Source organism: Bifidobacterium tibiigranuli (assembly GCF_022655035.1).
GTDB classification, from domain to species: Bacteria; Actinomycetota; Actinomycetes; order Actinomycetales; family Bifidobacteriaceae; genus Bifidobacterium; species Bifidobacterium tibiigranuli_A.
In genome coordinates this window covers 1-17,587 of the sequence record NZ_JALCUA010000008.1, presented here as the reverse complement: position 1 = coordinate 17,587, position 17,587 = coordinate 1, and the positions used below count along the sequence as shown (strand labels likewise).

Sequence of the window (17,587 nt, the reverse complement as noted above, 5' to 3'; positions counted from 1 at the left end):
GAACGGACCCGCACGAGCTTCTGCCCTCGGGTAAAATTGCAAGCGTCACAAGCAGTTACGCCATTGAGAGAAAGCAGGTCTGATCATGTTGCATTGGATATGGGTGCTCATTGTAGGAGCCATCATTGGTGCTATCGCAGGAGCCATCACCAGCAAGGGCAAGTCGATGGGTTGGATTGCGAATATCGTTGCCGGCCTTGTGGGTTCGTCCCTCGGCCAAGCGCTTCTTGGTTCTTGGGGTCCGCAGGCGGCTGGAATAGCGATTATCCCTGCCATAGTAGGCGCGGTGATTATCGTGCTGATTGTCTCGTTCATTGTAGGCAAGGTCAATAAATAGGCGTGATTATCGGCAGCTGAATGCCGACTGTTGAACGCCAATCGGTGGATGGCAATTATTGAATGTCGACTGTTGAACGAATATAGTCGTTTGCTCGTCTTGTACATCGCAGGTCTCTGTCCTTATGGTCCTTATGGTCCTTATGGGCGGGGGCCTGCGGTGTTTTTATTTGCATGAGCTTGGGGTTCATGGCACTTGGCTTCTGCCTAGTATGCCTTCGGTGACATCAGGCGTCTATATTGGTCATTGTGTCCAGAACACAGCGTTCAGGGCGCAGTGCTCAGAACACAGCGTTCAGAACACAGTGCCCACCAGCCCACTCGGGCCGCGCGGCACACATATACGTTGAGGATTCATCGAAGGAAACGAGGAAACAGCACATGAGTGACGCCATCGAAGCAGTAGCGACCGCATCCGCGCCAGCCGCCTTGGGGGCATATAGCCAGGCGGTGAAGGCCAACGGATTCGTATTCGTCTCGGGCCAGCTCGGCATCGACCCCGCCACGGGCGAACTGGCAGGCGCGAGCGCCGCCGAACAGGCCACGCAGTCGTTGAAGAACATCGCCGCCATATTGAAGGAAGCCGGCTCGGACGTCAGCCGCGTCGTGCGCGCCACGATATATCTCGCCAACGTCGAGGACTTCTCGGAGGTCGACAAGCAATACGCGCAGTGCTTCACCGGCGCGGTCAAGCCCGCCCGCGTCGCCTTCGGCGGCAACTCGATTCCCAAGGGTGCGCTAGTCGAGATTGACGCCATCGCGATTGCGTGATTTTTTGGGGAAGGCCGCTTAGGCGCTCTCGCTTGGCGTCGTCTGGTATCTAGGCTGTTCTACGTTGCGGTGTAGGTGTATGAAGGTCATACGGTTTGTTAGGAGTACGGCCTTCGCCACGTCGCAACGCAAAAAGCCTCTGTTGGCTTGTACGATCTGTGATTTGTATGCGCTGCAGCCTCTTTGAAAATTTATTAAGCACATTTGGGCGGATTGCGCTGTCCAGCGTGCAGTGGCGCACAGTAGTCGGGACTCAAGAATGGCGATATTCCGCCGAAATGGTGTTAGCGAATTTCGTCATCTACTTTGCGAAGTGCTTAATAGCCGAAAAAAGTGCTTAATAAACGCAGCAATATGGTCTTTTACGTCCCGAAGCCGCATTCAAGTAGGAAATCCAGATGAATATTCGAGTTCCCCATGAAAACCATCAGGAAATATCGTAGCAAACGCGGCCATCCGCAACCAACTGCCATGCAGTTACGTTTATTAAGCACTTTTTTCGGCTATTCAGCACATGCGAAAGTAGCCACCGACTATAGGTTCGTATCGCCCTTCACGAAATTCTTGGAATTCCGCCAGTTTTCGGAATGCGGCAACGTTCGGTGAAACCGCACAAAGGCACCTTTGCACTGCAATCTGCTTAATAGATGAAGACCGAATGACGGGCAAGGGATTCACGTAGTGTGGGCGCACGCACACTGTAGGCGTGCGTTCGTATGCTTGGGCTATGAATGGCATGCGGATGGTTGTTACTCAGGCTAAAGACGATGACTCGTGCCTGCTGCACTGCATGGAGGAAGTTGAAGTGCCGGGGGAGGCCGCGCCGGTATCTGAGAGGTCATCGGCCGAATCGGCAACAGCAACAGCTTGGGCACCGGTGGATTCGTTGCCCCGAATCGTGGTGGATACTGCGAATCTTCGGCAGCGGATTGATGGCTTCGGAGCGTCGATAACTGAGGCAACCGCTGACTTGTGGTCGCATGCGGTCAGTGACCCAGACCAGATGATTCGCGATCTGTTCGACCCGGTTGAGGGCATCGGGCTGTCGATGCTGCGCCAGCCGATTGGGCCTTCCGACCATGTGACGCGGCCATACTCATTCGTGCGCCGATGGCCTGACAGACGGCTGCGCTCGCTGCAATTCGGTCCGGAAGAGCAGCGGATTCTGCCGATGCTCAAGGCGGCTCAGGCTGCATCATTGCGAGGCATGGAACGTGGCGTGGAACAGGAGAATGGGCGACAGGATGCGCGGCAAGGTGCCAGTCCGACAGTGGTGCAGACAGAGATACGGACAGCAGCGCGGGCTGCAACACGAGACGCGCAGCGAGACGCAGGGCAGCAGCAGCGACAAGGCCTGCGCATCATCGCTTCGCCGTGGAGCGCTCCGTGGTGGATGAAAACGAATTTTAGCGTCTTGGGCCGGCGCTGGGCTTGGCCACACCGCACCGGGCGTTTGCGACGGTCGTATTACGATGCCTACGCCTGCTATCTGGCGGCATTCGTGCGGCTGTACCGCGATTATGGTCTCGATGTGTTCGGCCTCACGCCAGTCAACGAGCCGGATAATGCGCAGGCGGTATGGCCTTCAATGGCGATGAGCCCCGAGGAGCAGGCCGTGTTCATTGCCGATTATCTCGCGCCTGAGCTGCATGCCGAGGGCTTGGACGAGGTCAATATCATGTGCTGGGATCACAACTATTCGACCGAGCGCTATCCCGACGGCGCGTTCGTGAAAAGGCTCTACGCACACGACGATGCCTTGCGGGCCGTGGCCGGGTCGGCGTGGCATTACTACGGCGGGGCGTCATCCACGATGAGCCGGATTCACGAGCGCTGGCCGAGCAAAGGCATCTGGGTTACCGAGGCTTCGGGAGGCGACTGGGGGCCGCGCAATTGGGAGGCGGCCTTGCTGCGCATGAGCAGCCGCGTCATCGCGATGCTGCGCAACTGGGCGCAATGCGTGGTGCTGTGGAACGTCGCGCTGGACACGAGCGGCGGCCCGGATTACTACTATCTGCGCCATGACCGCCAGCACTCGCAAAACCGCGGGCTACTCACGATTGATCGCGCAAGCGGCGCGGTCACCAAGAATGCGGATTACTACGTGATCGGCCATTTCGGCCGTTTCGTGCCAGTTGGCTCGCAGTGCGTAGGCAGTGCTGCTTCGCGCGATATGCCCGACGTGCAGCATGTGGCTTTTCTTACGCCGAGCAATCATCTGGTGCTTGTGGTCAATAACGGCGACGCAGTCCCGTGCCGCATCGCTGTGCAGGACGGAGACGAGCTGTGGCCGGTCGAACTGCCCCCGCGCTCGCTGAGCACACTGGTGTGGGGGCGCTGAGGTTTGGCGGTGTTCCGCAATGCGGCTCACACTTTTTGGGCATGCTCGAAAAAGTGTGAGTCAAACGAACATTCGTTGTTCGTTTTTGCTGAGTGGTAAACGTTGCTATTCTAACATTTGTGCAGATAAAAGCTACCATGTGGTGTGTGCGATTGGCTCACACTTTTTCCTCGGGTGCAAAAAAGTGTGAGCCAAAAACGTGAAAGAACTCCGCTGTCGCCGTATTAGCTACACTGATAAGAATGAATCCCGAAGCATTGAGTGCATTGATCTGCGATATTGCCCATGAACTGGCCGGAGGCCCTGATACTGGCGCGCTGGATGGCGCGATGATTCCGCCGGTCGAGAAGCTGGCCGTGATGCGGCCGAAGGACCGCGCCCACGGCGATTGGTCGTCGAATATCGCCATGCAGCTGGCCAAGAAGGCCGGCATGAAGCCGCGCGATCTCGCGCAATTATTCGCAGCCAAATTGTCCGATGCCGAGGGCATCGCCTCGGTAGAAGTGGCAGGCCCCGGCTTCATCAACATCACTCTCGACTCCGCTTCGGCTGCGGCTGTGGTCGACACGGTTCTCGAGCAAGGCGCACAATACGGGCGCAACGACCATCTGAGCGGCAAGACGCTGAACCTCGAATTTGTTTCGGCCAATCCGACCGGGCCCATCCATATCGGCGGCGTGCGCTGGGCGGCCACCGGCGACTCCATGGCCAGGGTTTTGGAAGCCAATGGCGCGAAGGTCGTGCGCGAATATTATTTCAACGACCACGGCGAGCAGATCAACCGCTTCGCCAAGTCCCTGCTCGCTGCGGCGCACGGCGAGGAAACGCCGGCTGACGGCTACAAAGGCGCGTATATCAACGAAATCGCCGACAGGGTGATCGCCGAAGCCAAGGCTAATGGCGTCGACATCCTGAATCTGCCGCGCGTCGACGGCGGCGTGGACAAGGACGGCAACGCGCTTGGCGAGGGCGATTCCGAGCAGCGCGAAGAGTTCCGCAAACGCGCCGTGCCGATGATGTTCGCCGAAATCCAGCAGTCGATGCTCGATTTCCGCGTCAACTTCGACGTGTGGTTCCACGAGAACAGCGTGTACGAGGACGGCGAGGTGGATAAGGCCTTCGCGGTCTTGCGCGAAAATGGCGACCTCTTCGAGAAGGACGGGGCGACCTGGTTCGCATCCACCAAGCATGGCGATGACAAGGACCGCGTGATCATCAAATCGGATGGCAATTACGCCTACTTCGCCGCCGACATCGCCTACTACTGGAACAAGCGGCATCGCGCCGTGGATCCGGCCGACGTGGCGATCTACATGCTCGGCGCCGACCATCACGGCTATATCGGCCGCATGATGGCGATGTGCGCGGCGTTCGGCGACACGCCGGGCGAGAACATGCAGATTCTCATCGGCCAGCTGGTCAACGTGATGAAGGACGGCAAGGCCGTACGCATGTCGAAACGCGCCGGCAACGTCGTCACCATTGACGATTTGCTTGAGGCAGTCGGCGTGGACGCGGCGCGGTATTCGCTCGCGCGCACCGATTACAACACGAGCGTGGACATCGACTTGGACCTGCTCGCCTCGCATACCAACGAGAATCCGGTCTATTACGTGCAGTACGCCCATGCGCGTTCCTGCAACGTCGAGCGCAATGCCGAGGCCGCCGCAATCAGCACGGACAATGCCGATCTCAGCCTTTTGGACACCGAAGCGGACGGCGTGGTGCTGGCAGCGCTCGCGCAGTGGCCCTCGGTGCTCGCGCAGGCGGGCGATTCGCGTGCGCCGCATCGCGTGGCGCATTATCTGGAGGACCTCGCGTCCGCCTATCACAAGTGGTACAACCTCGAACGCGTCGTGCCGATGGCGCTGACCGACCCTGAGGAGCGCGAGCCGGAGGAGGCGCGCGAGGCATTGCGCATCGCCAAGAATCCGGAACCGGCGCGTGCCGCGGCACGGCTCAAGCTCAACGACGCCGTGCGCACCGTCATCGCGTCGGGGCTTGATCTGCTCGGGGTCAGCGCCCCGCAGCAGATGTAGGAATTACGCTACGACCAGCCATAACCGGCCACATACAACACAGCGGGACATACAACACACAGCAAGCAAGGAGCAGCATATGGGCGTGACGCCGATTTGGCCCGAAGCCACGGGTATCAATGATTCCGGCGAGATGACCTTCCACGGGCGCACCGCCTCGTCCCTGCTGAGCGAATTCGGCTCGCCGCTCTACGTCATGGACACGGATGAGGTTTCTGCGCGCGCACGGCGCTTCGTCGCTGCGGCGGCGAAGGCCTTCCGCAACACGACAACCCATGCGAGCTACGCAGGCAAGGCTTTCCTGTCCAAGGAAGTCGTGCGCATCGTGGCCCAGGCAGGCATGTTCGTCGATACATGCTCGATGGGCGAAATGCGCATTGCGCTTGCCGCAGGGGTTCCGGGCCGGCGGCTGGTGCTGCATGGCAATAACAAGTCCGACGAGGAGATCGCGCTCGCCGTCGAGCAGGGCTTCGCCAAAATCGTCGTCGATGAGCCGGGCGAGCCTGCCCGCATCGCTGCCATCGCACACAAGCTCGGCAAACGCGCCAAGGTCATGCTGCGCGTCACATCCGGCATCCACGCAGGCGGGCATGAGTATATTTCCACGGCGCACGAAGACCAGAAATTCGGCGTGGCGCTGCTGCCGGCCGGCACGCCGACCGCAGTGCTCGGCATTCTGGACGATATGATCGCCGCCGCCACGCCCGCCGTGACGAACGCCCGCATTATGCCGAAACGGCAGGATACAGCGGCGCAGCAACAGGCAACTGAATCACAAGAGCCTCAAGACTCGCAGGAACGCCAGCTGCAGTACGACGTGCGCTACCCCTACGACCTGCACGGCAACGAGGTCTCAGCCACGGACCGTGCGCTCGCCGACGCGATGCAGGCGGTGGCGGATGGCCCCGCGCATGCTGTGCTCGCGACGATTGCCGGGCTGAGCGACGATCTCGAACTCGTCGGCATCCACTCGCATATCGGCTCGCAGATTCATGACGCCAACGCCTTCATCGAGGCGGCCAAGCGCATGATGCTGCTGCGCAAGACCTTCTACGCCACCAACGCCTACACCCTGCCCGAAGTGGACTTGGGTGGCGGCTACTCCGTGGCCTACACCGACGCCGAAGACGCGATGGATATCGACGTCGAACTCGGCCGGCTGGCCGACGCTGTGACCGCGACCAACGACGCGCTGGGCATGCCCGCGCCGGTTATCTCCTTCGAACCGGGGCGCTACATCGCAGCCCCGTCCGGCGTGACGCTCTACCGCGTCGGCGCGATCAAGCATGTCGCTTTGCCGCAGGGAACCACGGCGCAGGACGGCAGCGCAATCAACGAGCGGGCTTACGTTTCGGTCGATGGCGGCATGAGCGACAACATTCGCCCGGCGCTCTACGACGCGGATTACGCGGTGCGGCTGGCGAGCCGATCTGGTGCGCCTGAGACCATGCTCGCGCGCGTCGTCGGCACGCATTGCGAATCGGGCGACATCCTCGTGCACGAATGCCAACTCCCAGCCGACATCACGCGCGGCGACATCCTCGCCATCCCAGTGACCGGCGCGTACGGCCGCACGATGGCCAGCAACTACAACCAGGCGCTGATTCCCGCAGTCGTGGCAGTGGGCGTGTCCGGCGCGCATGTGATGATACGACGCCAGACCATCGATGACCTGCTGTCGTGGGATGTAAGCAACTGATGCTTACGGCGCTAACCTGTACCGACATGGGCATGCGGCGCGAAGGCCGACGGGAACCTTTAGAATAGACGTGGTATGCATCGGCGTAAGGCGTTGCGGCTGCCCTGCGGGGCAGTGACGGCACATGAGACACACTTGGGAAGGACACTATGACACAGCATGACGAGGCCCCAATCCGCGTAGGGCTGCTTGGCGCAGGAACGGTCGGCTCGCAGACCGCCCGGCTGCTGGTCGAGCAGCGCGACGAGCTTTCGGCACGCACTGGTAGGCCCATCGAACTGGTTGGCGTGGCCTGCCTTAATCCTGACAAGGTCGATGCGCCGTGGATCGATAAGGCGCTGCTGACGACCGATACGGCCGAGCTGTGCCAACGTGCCGACATCGTTGTGGAGCTTATCGGCGGGCTGGAGCCTGCGCGCACCTTCGTGCTCACGGCCATCGAAGCCGGGGCGAGCGTCGTGACAGCGAACAAGGCGCTGCTGGCGAAATTCGGCCCGGAGCTCTATCAGGCTGCGAACGAGCACGGCGTCGATATCTACTTCGAGGCGGCGGTAGGCGGCGCGATTCCGCTCGTGCGACCTCTGCGCGAATCGCTGGTCGGCGACCGGGTGAGCAGCATGCTCGGCATCGTCAACGGCACCACAAACTACATTCTCGACGAGATGACCACCAAGGGGCTGGACTTCGAGGTAGCGCTCAATGACGCGCAGGCCAAGGGATACGCTGAGGCCGATCCGACCGGCGACATCGAGGGCGAGGATGCGGCGAACAAGGCTGCGATTATGGCCACGCTCGCCTTCCACACTGCCACGAGCATCGACGATGTGACCGTCGAAGGCATCACCTCGATCACTGCCGACGACATCGCTGCCGCGACCGCCGAGCACAAGGTCGTCAAGCTGCTGGCCGTCGTGGAGAACGGCGAGGCCGGGGTTTCGGCCCGCGTCTACCCGGCGCTGATCGACGAGAACCACCCGCTCGCCTCGGTGCATGGCAGCTTCAACGCGGTCTTCGTGCACGCCGAGGCGGCCGACGACCTGATGTTCTACGGCCGCGGGGCCGGTGGCGCGCCTACTGCCTCCGCAGTTGTGGGCGACATCGTCACCGAGGCGCGGCATATCGCGCAGGGCTGCACCGGGCCTTCCATCCCGCTCTACAAGGACCTGCCCAAGGCGCCGATCGACGCTTCGAAGGCGGCATTTGCCGTCCGTTTCCTGATTCACGACAAGCCCGGCGTACTCGCCGCCATCGCCACGGAGTTCGCCGATCGCGGCGTGTCGATCAACGGCGTGAACCAGGATTTGCAGCCAACGCGCCACGATCCGGGCTATTCGGGCGAATTGCAGCAGCTGCGCATCGTGACGCATCAGTGCGACGAGCTGACCCTGCGCGAGACCGTCAAGGCGGTGTGCAGCCTCGATTTCGTGACCGGCACGCCGTCGATCCTGCGAGTGCTTGACTGATATGCGGCACTGATATGCAGCAAAGCTTCAAAGGAAGACTTCATCTATGAATCCCTTATTCCGTCAGGTGCATGTGCGCGTTCCGGCGACCAGCGCCAATCTGGGGTCCGGCTTCGACACCGTTGGGCTGGCCCTCGACTATTACGATGAGCTCAAGTTCACGCTGAATGACAGCCCGGCTGATGGTGCTGCAGCTGGCGGCTCCGCCACTGATGACGCCACTGATGATTCCGTGCGCGTGATCATCCACGGCGAGGGGGAAGACACGCTGCCGCGCGATGAAACCCATCTGGTGGTTTCCACCTTCCGCAAGGCCTGTCAGGTCTTCGGACTGGGGCGGCTCGGCTTCACGCTTGAGGCGCACAACCGCATTCCGCAGGCGCGCGGCATGGGCTCCTCCGCCGAGGCGATTGTCGCCGGCATCAGCGCGGCTGCGGCGTTCGCGCATGGCGAGCATTTCGACCGGCAGTCGGTATTCGACATGGCCGCGTCCATCGAAGGCCACCCTGACAATGTCGCGCCGGCGGTGTTCGGCGGGCTGACGGTTTCATGGCGCTTCGACGCTGGAGAGGGCGTTGGTTCGGTGCCGATTCGCGACGGCGAGCCGCTGTCGGTCGGGTTCCACACCACGATGTACCCGGTCGACGACGCGATTCGCGCATGTGTCTTCATTCCCGACTTCGAGCAGTCAACCGAGCTGGCTCGACAGGCGCTGCCCGCGAAGGTGCCTTATGCGGACGCGGCATTCAACCTATCGCGCATAGCGCTGCTGCCCGCGGCGATGGGTCCGCGTGGTGCCAGTTCATATGACGCGGGGTTGCGTGAAGATGCCAACACGCTGCTATTCGCCGCCACGCAGGACCGCCTGCATCAGCCCTATCGCAAGGATCTCATGGCTCCGTCATGGGAGCTTATCGAGGCTTTGCGTGCGCAGGGCTTCGCTGCGGCCATTTCCGGCGCAGGCCCGTGCGTGCTGGTGCTGCACAGCGGTTCGGCTTCTGAGGTCATCGAACGCATCGCGCAGCGGCAGTTGTCATCGGGAATCTGGCGGGTGCTGCACCTGAGCGTCAACACCACCGGCGTCGAGGTCGAAGCTAAGTAACGCCATCGAGGAGGCCTGAAGTTGTCGATACCAGTCGTGCTCGCATCGCAGTCGCCGTCGCGCCGCGACGTGCTGTACACCGCAGGCGTATGCCCGATCATCCGCGTCTCGCATGTGGACGAGCCGGCCGCTTTGGAACGCGCTGCTGCGCAGTCCGGGGTGACGGTGCAGGATTTGAGCATCGGGCAGCGCGTGATGATACTCGCTCAAGCCAAGGCACAGGCCGTGTTCCGGGCCTACCGAGACGTGGCGGGCGCGGCCGACGAGGCGCACGGCGACCAGGTAACCGCCTATCCGCTGCAGGCTGTGGCGTCATCGCGCGAGACCAGCGAAGCCAACGACGGCAGCAACGACAACGATACCAAGGGCTCCGAGCCCGCGGAGCGCTCGACCTTCACTCGTGATTTCTCCGGCATCGATGTGCCGACCGCTTCCGAGCCGATTGCTCAAGTGCTGGCCAACCACGACGGCATCGCCCACAGCGCGGTCGGGCCGCTTATCATCGGCTGCGATTCGATGTTCCTATTTGATGGCGAATGCTACGGCAAGCCGCATGACGCCGATGTGGCGCAGCGGCGGCTTAGTGCGATGCGCGGCCATGATGGCGAATTGTGGACCGGGCACTGCGTCATCGATTTCGCTACGGGGCATGTGTCTCGCGGCGCAAGCCACGCCACAGTGCGATTCGGCAACTATTCCGATCAGGAGATCGAGCGGTACATCGCCACCGGCGAGCCGCTGGAAGTCGCTGGCTCATTCACTTTGGAGGGCTTCGGCTCCGCATTCATCGAGGGCATCGACGGCGACCCGCACGGCGTGATGGGCGTGAGCCTGCCGCTGCTGCGCCATTTGACTGCACAACTCGGCATCGAATGGACCGACTTGTGGAATGTCAGCCGTGGCGTTCCAGCGGGTACGAGCAAAAAGGACGCGACACAGCCCGTTCCGCCCAAGGAAACCGTGCATCAGCCGGGCGATGGCTGGGTGAGCTGCGCGTGCGGGCGTCGTCATTGGGGCACGAACGGGGCCGCCGGCGTGCTGCTGGCACGTCGCGACCCGCAGACTGGTGCCGTAAGCGACATCGTGATGCAGCACCGCGCCGTGTGGAGTGCCGAAGGCGGTGCTTGGGGCATTCCCGGCGGTGCCATCGCCGACGGCGAAAGCCCGATCGAAGGGGCGCTTCGCGAGAGCTTCGAGGAGGCCAATATCACGTCACAGGACATCGAAGTGGTCGGCTCCTACCGCGAGGAGCACGGTCCGTGGGCCTACACCACCGTGTTCGCCTTCGAAAAGCCCGGCCGCCGCGTCATGCCCTGCGCCAACGACGATGAAAGCCTCGAAATCGAATGGGTGCCCTTCGACCAGGTCCCCGATCGCCGTCTCCTGACCGCCTTGCGCACCGACTGGCCCAACTTTGCAGCGCGACTGCAAGGGCTTGCCGCGTCGTATGGCGTTTTGCATGCTGCACCGGGCAACGCTGCTGTCGAACAGTCTGCATAGCCGAAGCGTTCGCGATGCGCTGTTCCATGTTGGCGGTTTGCGTCGCTCTGCTGCGTATTCTTTTGTACGCTAACTCGACGCTGACGTGCATAATGCAACGCAATCGAGCCTCATAACGTTGCATTTCATACGGCAGACTCGAGTTAGCGTACAAAAAGCTACGCATACGTGCCGGCGAGTGGCTTATATCGCAGATTGCAGTTTCGCCGCGCGCCGTATTGCGATTTCGCGCTGAATGAGCAGCATGAGTCCGAAATAGGCCTCAAGCGATGTGCCCGCCAGCCCGGGCGTGTGCACGAAGGCGTCCAGCGAGAAATGCACGGCGATGGACAGCATCCAGAGCAGCGCCGTCCACACGTTGCCTTTGCGATACGCGATGCCCTTATCGACCCAGATACGCAAGGTGTACGCTCTGGCGCATGCGAAACCCGCGCCGATGAGCATGGCGGCCACGACTACGAGCAGATCGGTGTTGAACGCCCCAACGTGGCTGCCTGGTCCATGACGACCCGTCGTCCCCGCGATTTGCACCGCGCCGAGCGCAAGCAGGATCCACGGCAGCAGCGAACGACCCTTCACCGGCCGGGTGTGCAGCTGCCGGTAGAGGATATACGCGAATACGGCAAGTCCGATGGCAAGATTCTGGGCAAGTGTAGGCATAGCGAATCATAGTAACGGCGTGCCATATCGTCGTTGTGTCATGGATGCGATTGAGTGTGCACGAATGGTGGCAAGACGCTGCCGCATAGTCCTTGAGAATGAGGCGCGAGCGCCGAATTGCACCGGAATCATCCCGTTGCCCGATAACGACGGAATTGTTGCGTACGTAGGCTCAAAGGCATGAACACAATACTGAGCACAATGACACGGAACGCAGCACTGCTGATTTCGGGGACGCGGATTTTTACGGCGCGTAATTCGGCAGCGCGTAATTCAGCGCAGCGTAGCGATTCGATGCCGCCGGCCTGGCAATCTCCAACACAGAGCACGGTAATTCCGGGCGCATCGCCAATGGCAAACTATGACGCGACACAGCCGGGCCGCATCGTCCTTGAGTCGAACGACCTCGTGATGGATTATTCCGCCGACATCGCCCGGGCGCGGTCGGAGCATGGCGCAACCGGCGTGGCGGCAGTCCCTGGAGCTCTGCAAGCGGGCGCTCCGCAAGCCGGCGCCCCGTATAACAGCACCTCATACAACAGCTCTCCCAACGCCATGCCTGCTGTGCCGCACGCCTTGGCGCTCAATCATGTGAGTTTCGCGCTCGCCGCGGGGGAGAGCGTCGCGGTGATGGGGCCTTCCGGCTCGGGCAAGACGACGCTGCTGCATGCGCTCGCCGGCATCATCCGGCCCACCAGCGGCACCGTGCGCTTCCAAGGCAACGACTTGACCGCGATGAAAGACGCCGAGCGCACCAAGCTGCGGCGCGGAGCATTCGGCTTCGTCTTCCAGTCGGGTCAGCTGCTTCCCGAGCTGCCGGCTGTGGAGAACATCGCCTTGCCGCTGATGTTGGGCGGCTTGTCTTACGAGCAGGCCACCGACCGTGCGATGCTGTGGCTCGAACGCCTCGGTCTGCGCCATCTTGCCGCGCAGCGCCCGGGCGAGATGAGCGGCGGGCAGATGCAGCGCATCGCCATCGCCCGCGCGCTGTGCATCGAGCCGGCCGTGGTCTTCGCCGACGAGCCGACCGGAGCGCTTGACCAGACCACGGGCCGCGAAGTGATGGGCATCCTCATGCAGGCCGCGCACGACTGCGGTGCCGCCGTCATCGTCGTCACGCACGATGTCAACGTCGCCGGATTCTGCTCGCGCATGGTCACGATGAGCGACGGCCGGCTTTCGCAAGCGGAGCCGCGCCGCGCGAATCGCAGTCAGCAAGCGGCGGCGCAACCTGTGCAGCCTACGCAACCTGCGCAACAGCCGACATCCGCAGCGAATCAGCCCGCTTCTGCACTGCCACACAATGCCGCACCCACTGTGGCGCAGCAGCGATCCATGCCTGCGCATCAAGCCGGAACGTTCGCGAACAATCAGCTGCCTGCTGAGCGGTCGACGGTGTACCGGCCGTCAGTAGCCGGGTTCATGGCGATGCAGCAGTCGGCTTTCTCGCCCTTGGGCGCGGCGGCATCGACGCCGGCATTCGCAGCGTCGGCGCTGTCGTCATCACCAATCGCAGCGGCGACCGGAAGGGGAACCTGGCGATGAATATTTTCGGATTGTGGCGGCTGTTTCACCGCCCTGGCTTGCGCGCGCAACGGCATACGTCGTTGTTGGCCGTCATCGCATTCGCCTCGGCGAGCGCGATTTTCCTCACCGTGCTCGGGGGCGTGCATGCGTTCATTTGGCGGGCTTCGAGCGATCACACGCTTGCCTGCCTGCTCAACGAACATGCTTGCGTGTCGGCAACGCATGTGTCGGGCAGCGCAGCGGCCGCAACCGGGCAGGACCCCATGGCCGGAACCTATGTAGCGCTTGCGGGCTTCGCCTGCCTGCTGCTCGTGGTTCCCTTCACCGCACTCGCCGCTTCGGCCGCGCGACTGGCCGCGTCCCGCCGCGACGCACGGCTCGCCGCCTTGCGACTGGTCGGTGCCACAGTGCCGCAGGTCTCAGGGCTGACTGCTCTGGACGCCGCCGGTCAGGCCCTGTCTGGCGCGCTGCTCGGCATCGGCGGGTACTTGGCGCTGATGCCGCTGGTGATGCTGATACCCTTCCAGAATCAGCGTTTCACCTTCGTACAGCTCTGGGTCGGGCCGTGGGCGTTGCTGGCCGTATGCCTCGGCGTGACGATTATGTCATTGGTGTCGGCGCTGGCGGCGCTGCGCCGGGTGGCGATCACGCCGCTTGGGGTGACCAGCCGCGCGTCGCAGCCGCTGCCGACCGCATGGCGCGTCGTGGTGTTCATCGGTGCGATAGCGCTGGCGATCGGCGCATTCCGCACGCCGCAACTGGCTGCGCATATGGGGCAGAGCGTGATGGTCGTTATCGTCATCGGATTCATCATGCTGTGCTTTTTCCTGATCAACCTCGTGGGCACATGGGCCATATCCGCCCGCGCCAAGAGCCGGCTGCGCAGGCCGCGCAACGCCGCGACGATGATTGCGATGCGCCGCATCCTCGACAATCCCAAACGCGCATGGCGCAACGTGTCAGGCATCGCGCTGGCCGTGTTCATCGCCGGTATCACCTCGGTGTGCGCGATGTTCTCGCAGGCCGCCAATGCGAGTGCCGGGCACGATGATTCCAGCATGACCCTGATACGCGATATCGGCACCGGAGGGCTGCTGACGCTTGCCTTCGCGGCGATTCTGGCGGCGGTGAGCTGCGGGGTGATGCAGGCCGGGAACGTCTACGAGCAGGCGGAGGAGTATCGCATGCTCGCGCTCGAAGGCACGGATACGCGCACGCTCAACCGGGCGCGCTTCGCCGAGGTGCTCACCCCGCTCAACGTCGTGGTGCTCATCGCCGGCGGCTGTTCGATGGCACTCATGTTCCCGCTGATGGCCGGAGCCATGACGAACGCGGCGACGCTGCTGGCTTTCTTCGGCGGCATCGCGCTGTGCTACGCGCTCGTGTCCATCGGCGCCTTCGCCTCGAATCGCGTGGCCTCGAAACTCGATCTGCTCGATTATCGCGCGGATGACTGAGCGCCGACGATGCCTGAGACATCGTGTAGGAAAGCTAGCTCAATATCGCTGCGACCACGGCTATGACGATTGGGCTGGTGAGGGTGGAGACGAGGATGCCGTCGCGCGCGAAGCTCAGCCCCACGTTGTAGCGCGCCGCATAGTTGTACACGTTCTGCCCGGTCGGCAGCGCGGCGAGCACCACACAGGCGTAGAGCGTCGCGCCGCGGAAGCCCATAACGAAGTAGGCGAGCAGGAAGGCGATGACCGGCATGACGATGTTCTTCAGCACGACGACGGCAACGGTCGCATCGCGGTTGCGCTTGTTCTGCATCGGCTGGCTGCCGTACAGCGACATGCCGAAGGCCATCAGAATCATCGGGACCGCCGACGCGCCGATCATATCGATGGGGTCAAAGAGGAACTTCGGCACCACGAACCAGCCGGTGCGCGCGCTGATGGCCGAAACCACGATGCCGCCCAGCGAGCCGAGCAGCAGCGGCTGATGCAGCGGCTGGCTCGCGATCTCCTTGACGGAGACCTCGCCTTTGGTCGTCACATCGAGCACGGTGAGCCCGATCGGCGTGAACACCGCCTGCTGCATGACCAGAATCGGAGCCACCAGCCCCGGATTGCCGAGGATGTAGGTGGCAATCGGCAGACCGATGTTATTGGAATTGAGATACAGCGAGTTAAGCGCTCCGATGGTCGCCTCGGCGGCATTGAGGTGGAAGAACAGCCGGTTGAGCACAAGGAAGGCAACGCCGACCGCCATTGCGCTGAAGAAGGCAACGATGATCGAAGGGTGGAAAATCTCCGCTATCGGCTCCTTCGCCATAATCGCAAACATCAGGCACGGGCTCGAGATGAAGAAGCTGAAGCGGTTGAGCACCATCTGCGCGCTCGGGCCGCCAATCTGCATTCGGGCGGCGATGTACCCCACGAGGATCACGATGCCGATGACGCAGAACCCCTGCATGGCGCTGAGCAAACCCATGGCGCTTCCCTTCCCTACCTATGGCTTCCAGTGTGCCATGGCGCGCCGTCATCGGCGTGGCGCAGTCCCAAGGCGTGAACACATATTTGGACATGGGTACGATGAAATCGGTGTGCGTAAGCGGGTGCATGTGGGGTACATGTTGGGATATCGATTATGTGGAGCTGCTTGTGGGGGCTGCGGCAAGCACCCTGATACCATGGCAGGCATGGCGAACGAGCAGCAGATGATAGACCCCGTAGACCCTGACGAGACCGCGCAGGCAGCGCTGAGCCGCATCTTCGCGCAGATCATGGGCATGTATTCGGTCAGCGATGACGAAGGGCCATTGGCCGATGCGGTGGAAACCTTCCTGGATTCGCTGGGGCGTTTGCGCGTCCGCCGCCACGGCGACACGGTCATCGCCGACGACATCGCCGGGCGCGGCCAGCATGTGGTGCTCGCCGGTCATCTCGACACCGTGCCGGTGGCGGACAATTTCCCGCCGCGCTGGCTTGAACCGGGCGACCCGCTCATCCGCGAGGATATCGCGCAGGAGCATCCTGGCGAACGGGTGATGTGGGGGCGCGGGGCCACGGATATGAAGGCTTCGGACGCCGTGCTGCTGTACTTGGCGGCGACCCTGCGCGAGCCGAAATACGATCTGACCTACATTCTCTATGATCACGAGGAAGTCTCGGCGGATAAGAACGGCTTGCGGCGGTTGATTGAAGCGCATCCCGACTGGGTGGGCGGCGATTTCGCCATCATCGCCGAGCCGACCAGCTGCGGCATCGAGGGCGGGTGCAACGGCACAATTCGCTTCGACGTCGTCACGCATGGCGTCGCCGCGCATTCGGCCCGCGCATGGATGGGCGACAACGCCATCCACAAGGCCGCCGAGGTGCTGGACCGGCTGCAGGCGTACGAGCCGCAGGATGTGCTCGTGGACGGGCTGACCTATCGCGAGGGCGTGAACGCGACGCTGATTTCGGGGGGCACCGGCACGAATGTCATCCCCGACGAATGCCGTGTACACGTGAACTACCGCTTCGCGCCGGACAAAACGCTTGAGCAGGCCAAGGCGCTCATGATGGGGCAGGAGTGCGGCGCGCAGCTGGGCAACGGCGAGCATAAGGCCACCGGCGGCATGTTCGCCGGCTTCGGCATCGAGATGCGCGATGAATCGCCCAGCGCCCGGCCCGGCATGGACTCGCCGCTGACCACATCGCTGGCGACCCTGGTCAAGGAGCGCACCGGCCGCGACCCGCAGGCCAAGTTCGGCTGGACGGATGTGGCCCGCTTCGCGCAGCTGGGCATCCCGGCCGTGAACCTCGGCGCGGGCAGCGCCCTGCTGGCCCACAAGCGCGACGAGCAGGCGGCCATAAGCGACCTGACCCTGTTGGCCGACATTCTCCAAGAATGGCTCAGTGCCTAAGTCACAACAACAGACGGGCACCCACCCTCAGCGTACGTTTTCCCACACCTTCCGTACTCCCGTATTGGAAAACGTACGCTGAGCAGCGGTTATCGTACGTTTTCCAATACGGACCTCGCGAAGATGCTGGAAAACGTACGCTGAGCCGGGCATATGGCACGCATATAGCATGGCATGGCAGAACACGGCTGCGGGGCAGAATCGCCGACAGCAAACCGCGAAAGTGCCGATGCGTTCAGATTTTTGTGTCATACTGGACATCGGTGGTTCTGCAAGCCGCCAAAGCCTCCGATGGTGTT

General features: G+C 62.4%; 12 protein-coding genes and 1 pseudogene. 11 read left to right on the top strand and 2 right to left on the bottom strand.

Going from position 1 to position 17,587, the window contains the following annotated elements:
- Positions 1–85 precede the first annotated feature (85 nt).
- The 8 genes from LKK40_RS08235 to LKK40_RS08200 all read left to right on the top strand — a co-directional run bounded on the left by LKK40_RS08235 (position 86) and on the right by LKK40_RS08200 (position 11,251).
- A complete protein-coding gene (locus LKK40_RS08235) occupies positions 86–337 on the top strand; it encodes a GlsB/YeaQ/YmgE family stress response membrane protein (protein WP_434734875.1) in 252 nt (83 codons plus the stop codon).
- 380 nt (positions 338–717) lie between these two features.
- On the top strand, positions 718–1,107 hold the full coding sequence (locus LKK40_RS08230; protein WP_152581584.1) for a Rid family detoxifying hydrolase: 390 nt from the start codon (positions 718–720) through the stop codon (positions 1,105–1,107).
- Between the two features lie 790 nt (positions 1,108–1,897).
- Positions 1,898–3,448: a glycoside hydrolase family 30 protein gene (locus LKK40_RS08225; protein WP_304310223.1), complete on the top strand. Its 1,551-nt coding sequence runs from the start codon at positions 1,898–1,900 to the stop codon at positions 3,446–3,448.
- 242 nt (positions 3,449–3,690) lie between these two features.
- The gene (gene argS / locus LKK40_RS08220; protein ID WP_304310222.1) at positions 3,691–5,487 is read left to right on the top strand and encodes an arginine--tRNA ligase; all 1,797 of its coding nucleotides are present in this window, start codon (positions 3,691–3,693) and stop codon (positions 5,485–5,487) included.
- A 79-nt stretch (positions 5,488–5,566) separates the two neighbouring features.
- Positions 5,567–7,186 carry a diaminopimelate decarboxylase family protein gene (locus LKK40_RS08215; RefSeq protein WP_304310221.1) on the top strand — a complete coding sequence of 540 codons (1,620 nt, stop codon included), beginning with the start codon at positions 5,567–5,569 and terminating at the stop codon, positions 7,184–7,186.
- Positions 7,187–7,335: 149 nt separating this feature from the next.
- Entirely contained in the window at positions 7,336–8,649 is a 1,314-nt protein-coding gene (locus LKK40_RS08210) for a homoserine dehydrogenase (protein WP_152581581.1), read from the top strand.
- Positions 8,650–8,695: 46 nt separating this feature from the next.
- Positions 8,696–9,751, top strand: a complete 1,056-nt coding sequence (thrB, locus tag LKK40_RS08205) for a homoserine kinase (RefSeq protein ID WP_152581580.1) — start codon at positions 8,696–8,698, stop codon at positions 9,749–9,751.
- 21 nt (positions 9,752–9,772) lie between these two features.
- On the top strand, positions 9,773–11,251 hold the full coding sequence (locus LKK40_RS08200) for a Maf family protein (RefSeq protein WP_152581579.1): 1,479 nt from the start codon (positions 9,773–9,775) through the stop codon (positions 11,249–11,251).
- A gap of 183 nt (positions 11,252–11,434) precedes the next feature.
- On the opposite strand, the gene LKK40_RS08195 is transcribed toward LKK40_RS08200, so the two are convergent.
- Positions 11,435–11,911 (bottom strand): hypothetical protein, encoded by a 477-nt coding sequence (locus LKK40_RS08195; RefSeq protein WP_152581578.1) that lies wholly within the window; start codon positions 11,909–11,911, stop codon positions 11,435–11,437.
- A gap of 294 nt (positions 11,912–12,205) precedes the next feature.
- Between LKK40_RS08195 and LKK40_RS08190 the strand changes: the two are divergent.
- Positions 12,206–13,225 (top strand): annotated as a pseudogene (locus LKK40_RS08190) (ABC transporter ATP-binding protein); the annotation flags it as partial.
- 227 nt (positions 13,226–13,452) lie between these two features.
- Positions 13,453–14,895 carry an ABC transporter permease gene (locus LKK40_RS08185; RefSeq protein ID WP_304310220.1) on the top strand — a complete coding sequence of 481 codons (1,443 nt, stop codon included), beginning with the start codon at positions 13,453–13,455 and terminating at the stop codon, positions 14,893–14,895.
- A 34-nt stretch (positions 14,896–14,929) separates the two neighbouring features.
- Here the strand turns inward: LKK40_RS08185 and LKK40_RS08180 are convergent, their stop codons facing one another.
- The gene (locus LKK40_RS08180; RefSeq protein ID WP_304310219.1) at positions 14,930–15,871 is read right to left on the bottom strand and encodes an AEC family transporter; all 942 of its coding nucleotides are present in this window, start codon (positions 15,869–15,871) and stop codon (positions 14,930–14,932) included.
- A 226-nt stretch (positions 15,872–16,097) separates the two neighbouring features.
- On the opposite strand from LKK40_RS08180, the gene dapE reads away from it, so the two are divergent.
- Complete coding sequence (gene dapE / locus LKK40_RS08175) at positions 16,098–17,288, top strand: succinyl-diaminopimelate desuccinylase (protein ID WP_434735099.1); 1,191 nt, start codon at positions 16,098–16,100, stop codon at positions 17,286–17,288.
- Positions 17,289–17,587 lie beyond the last annotated feature (299 nt).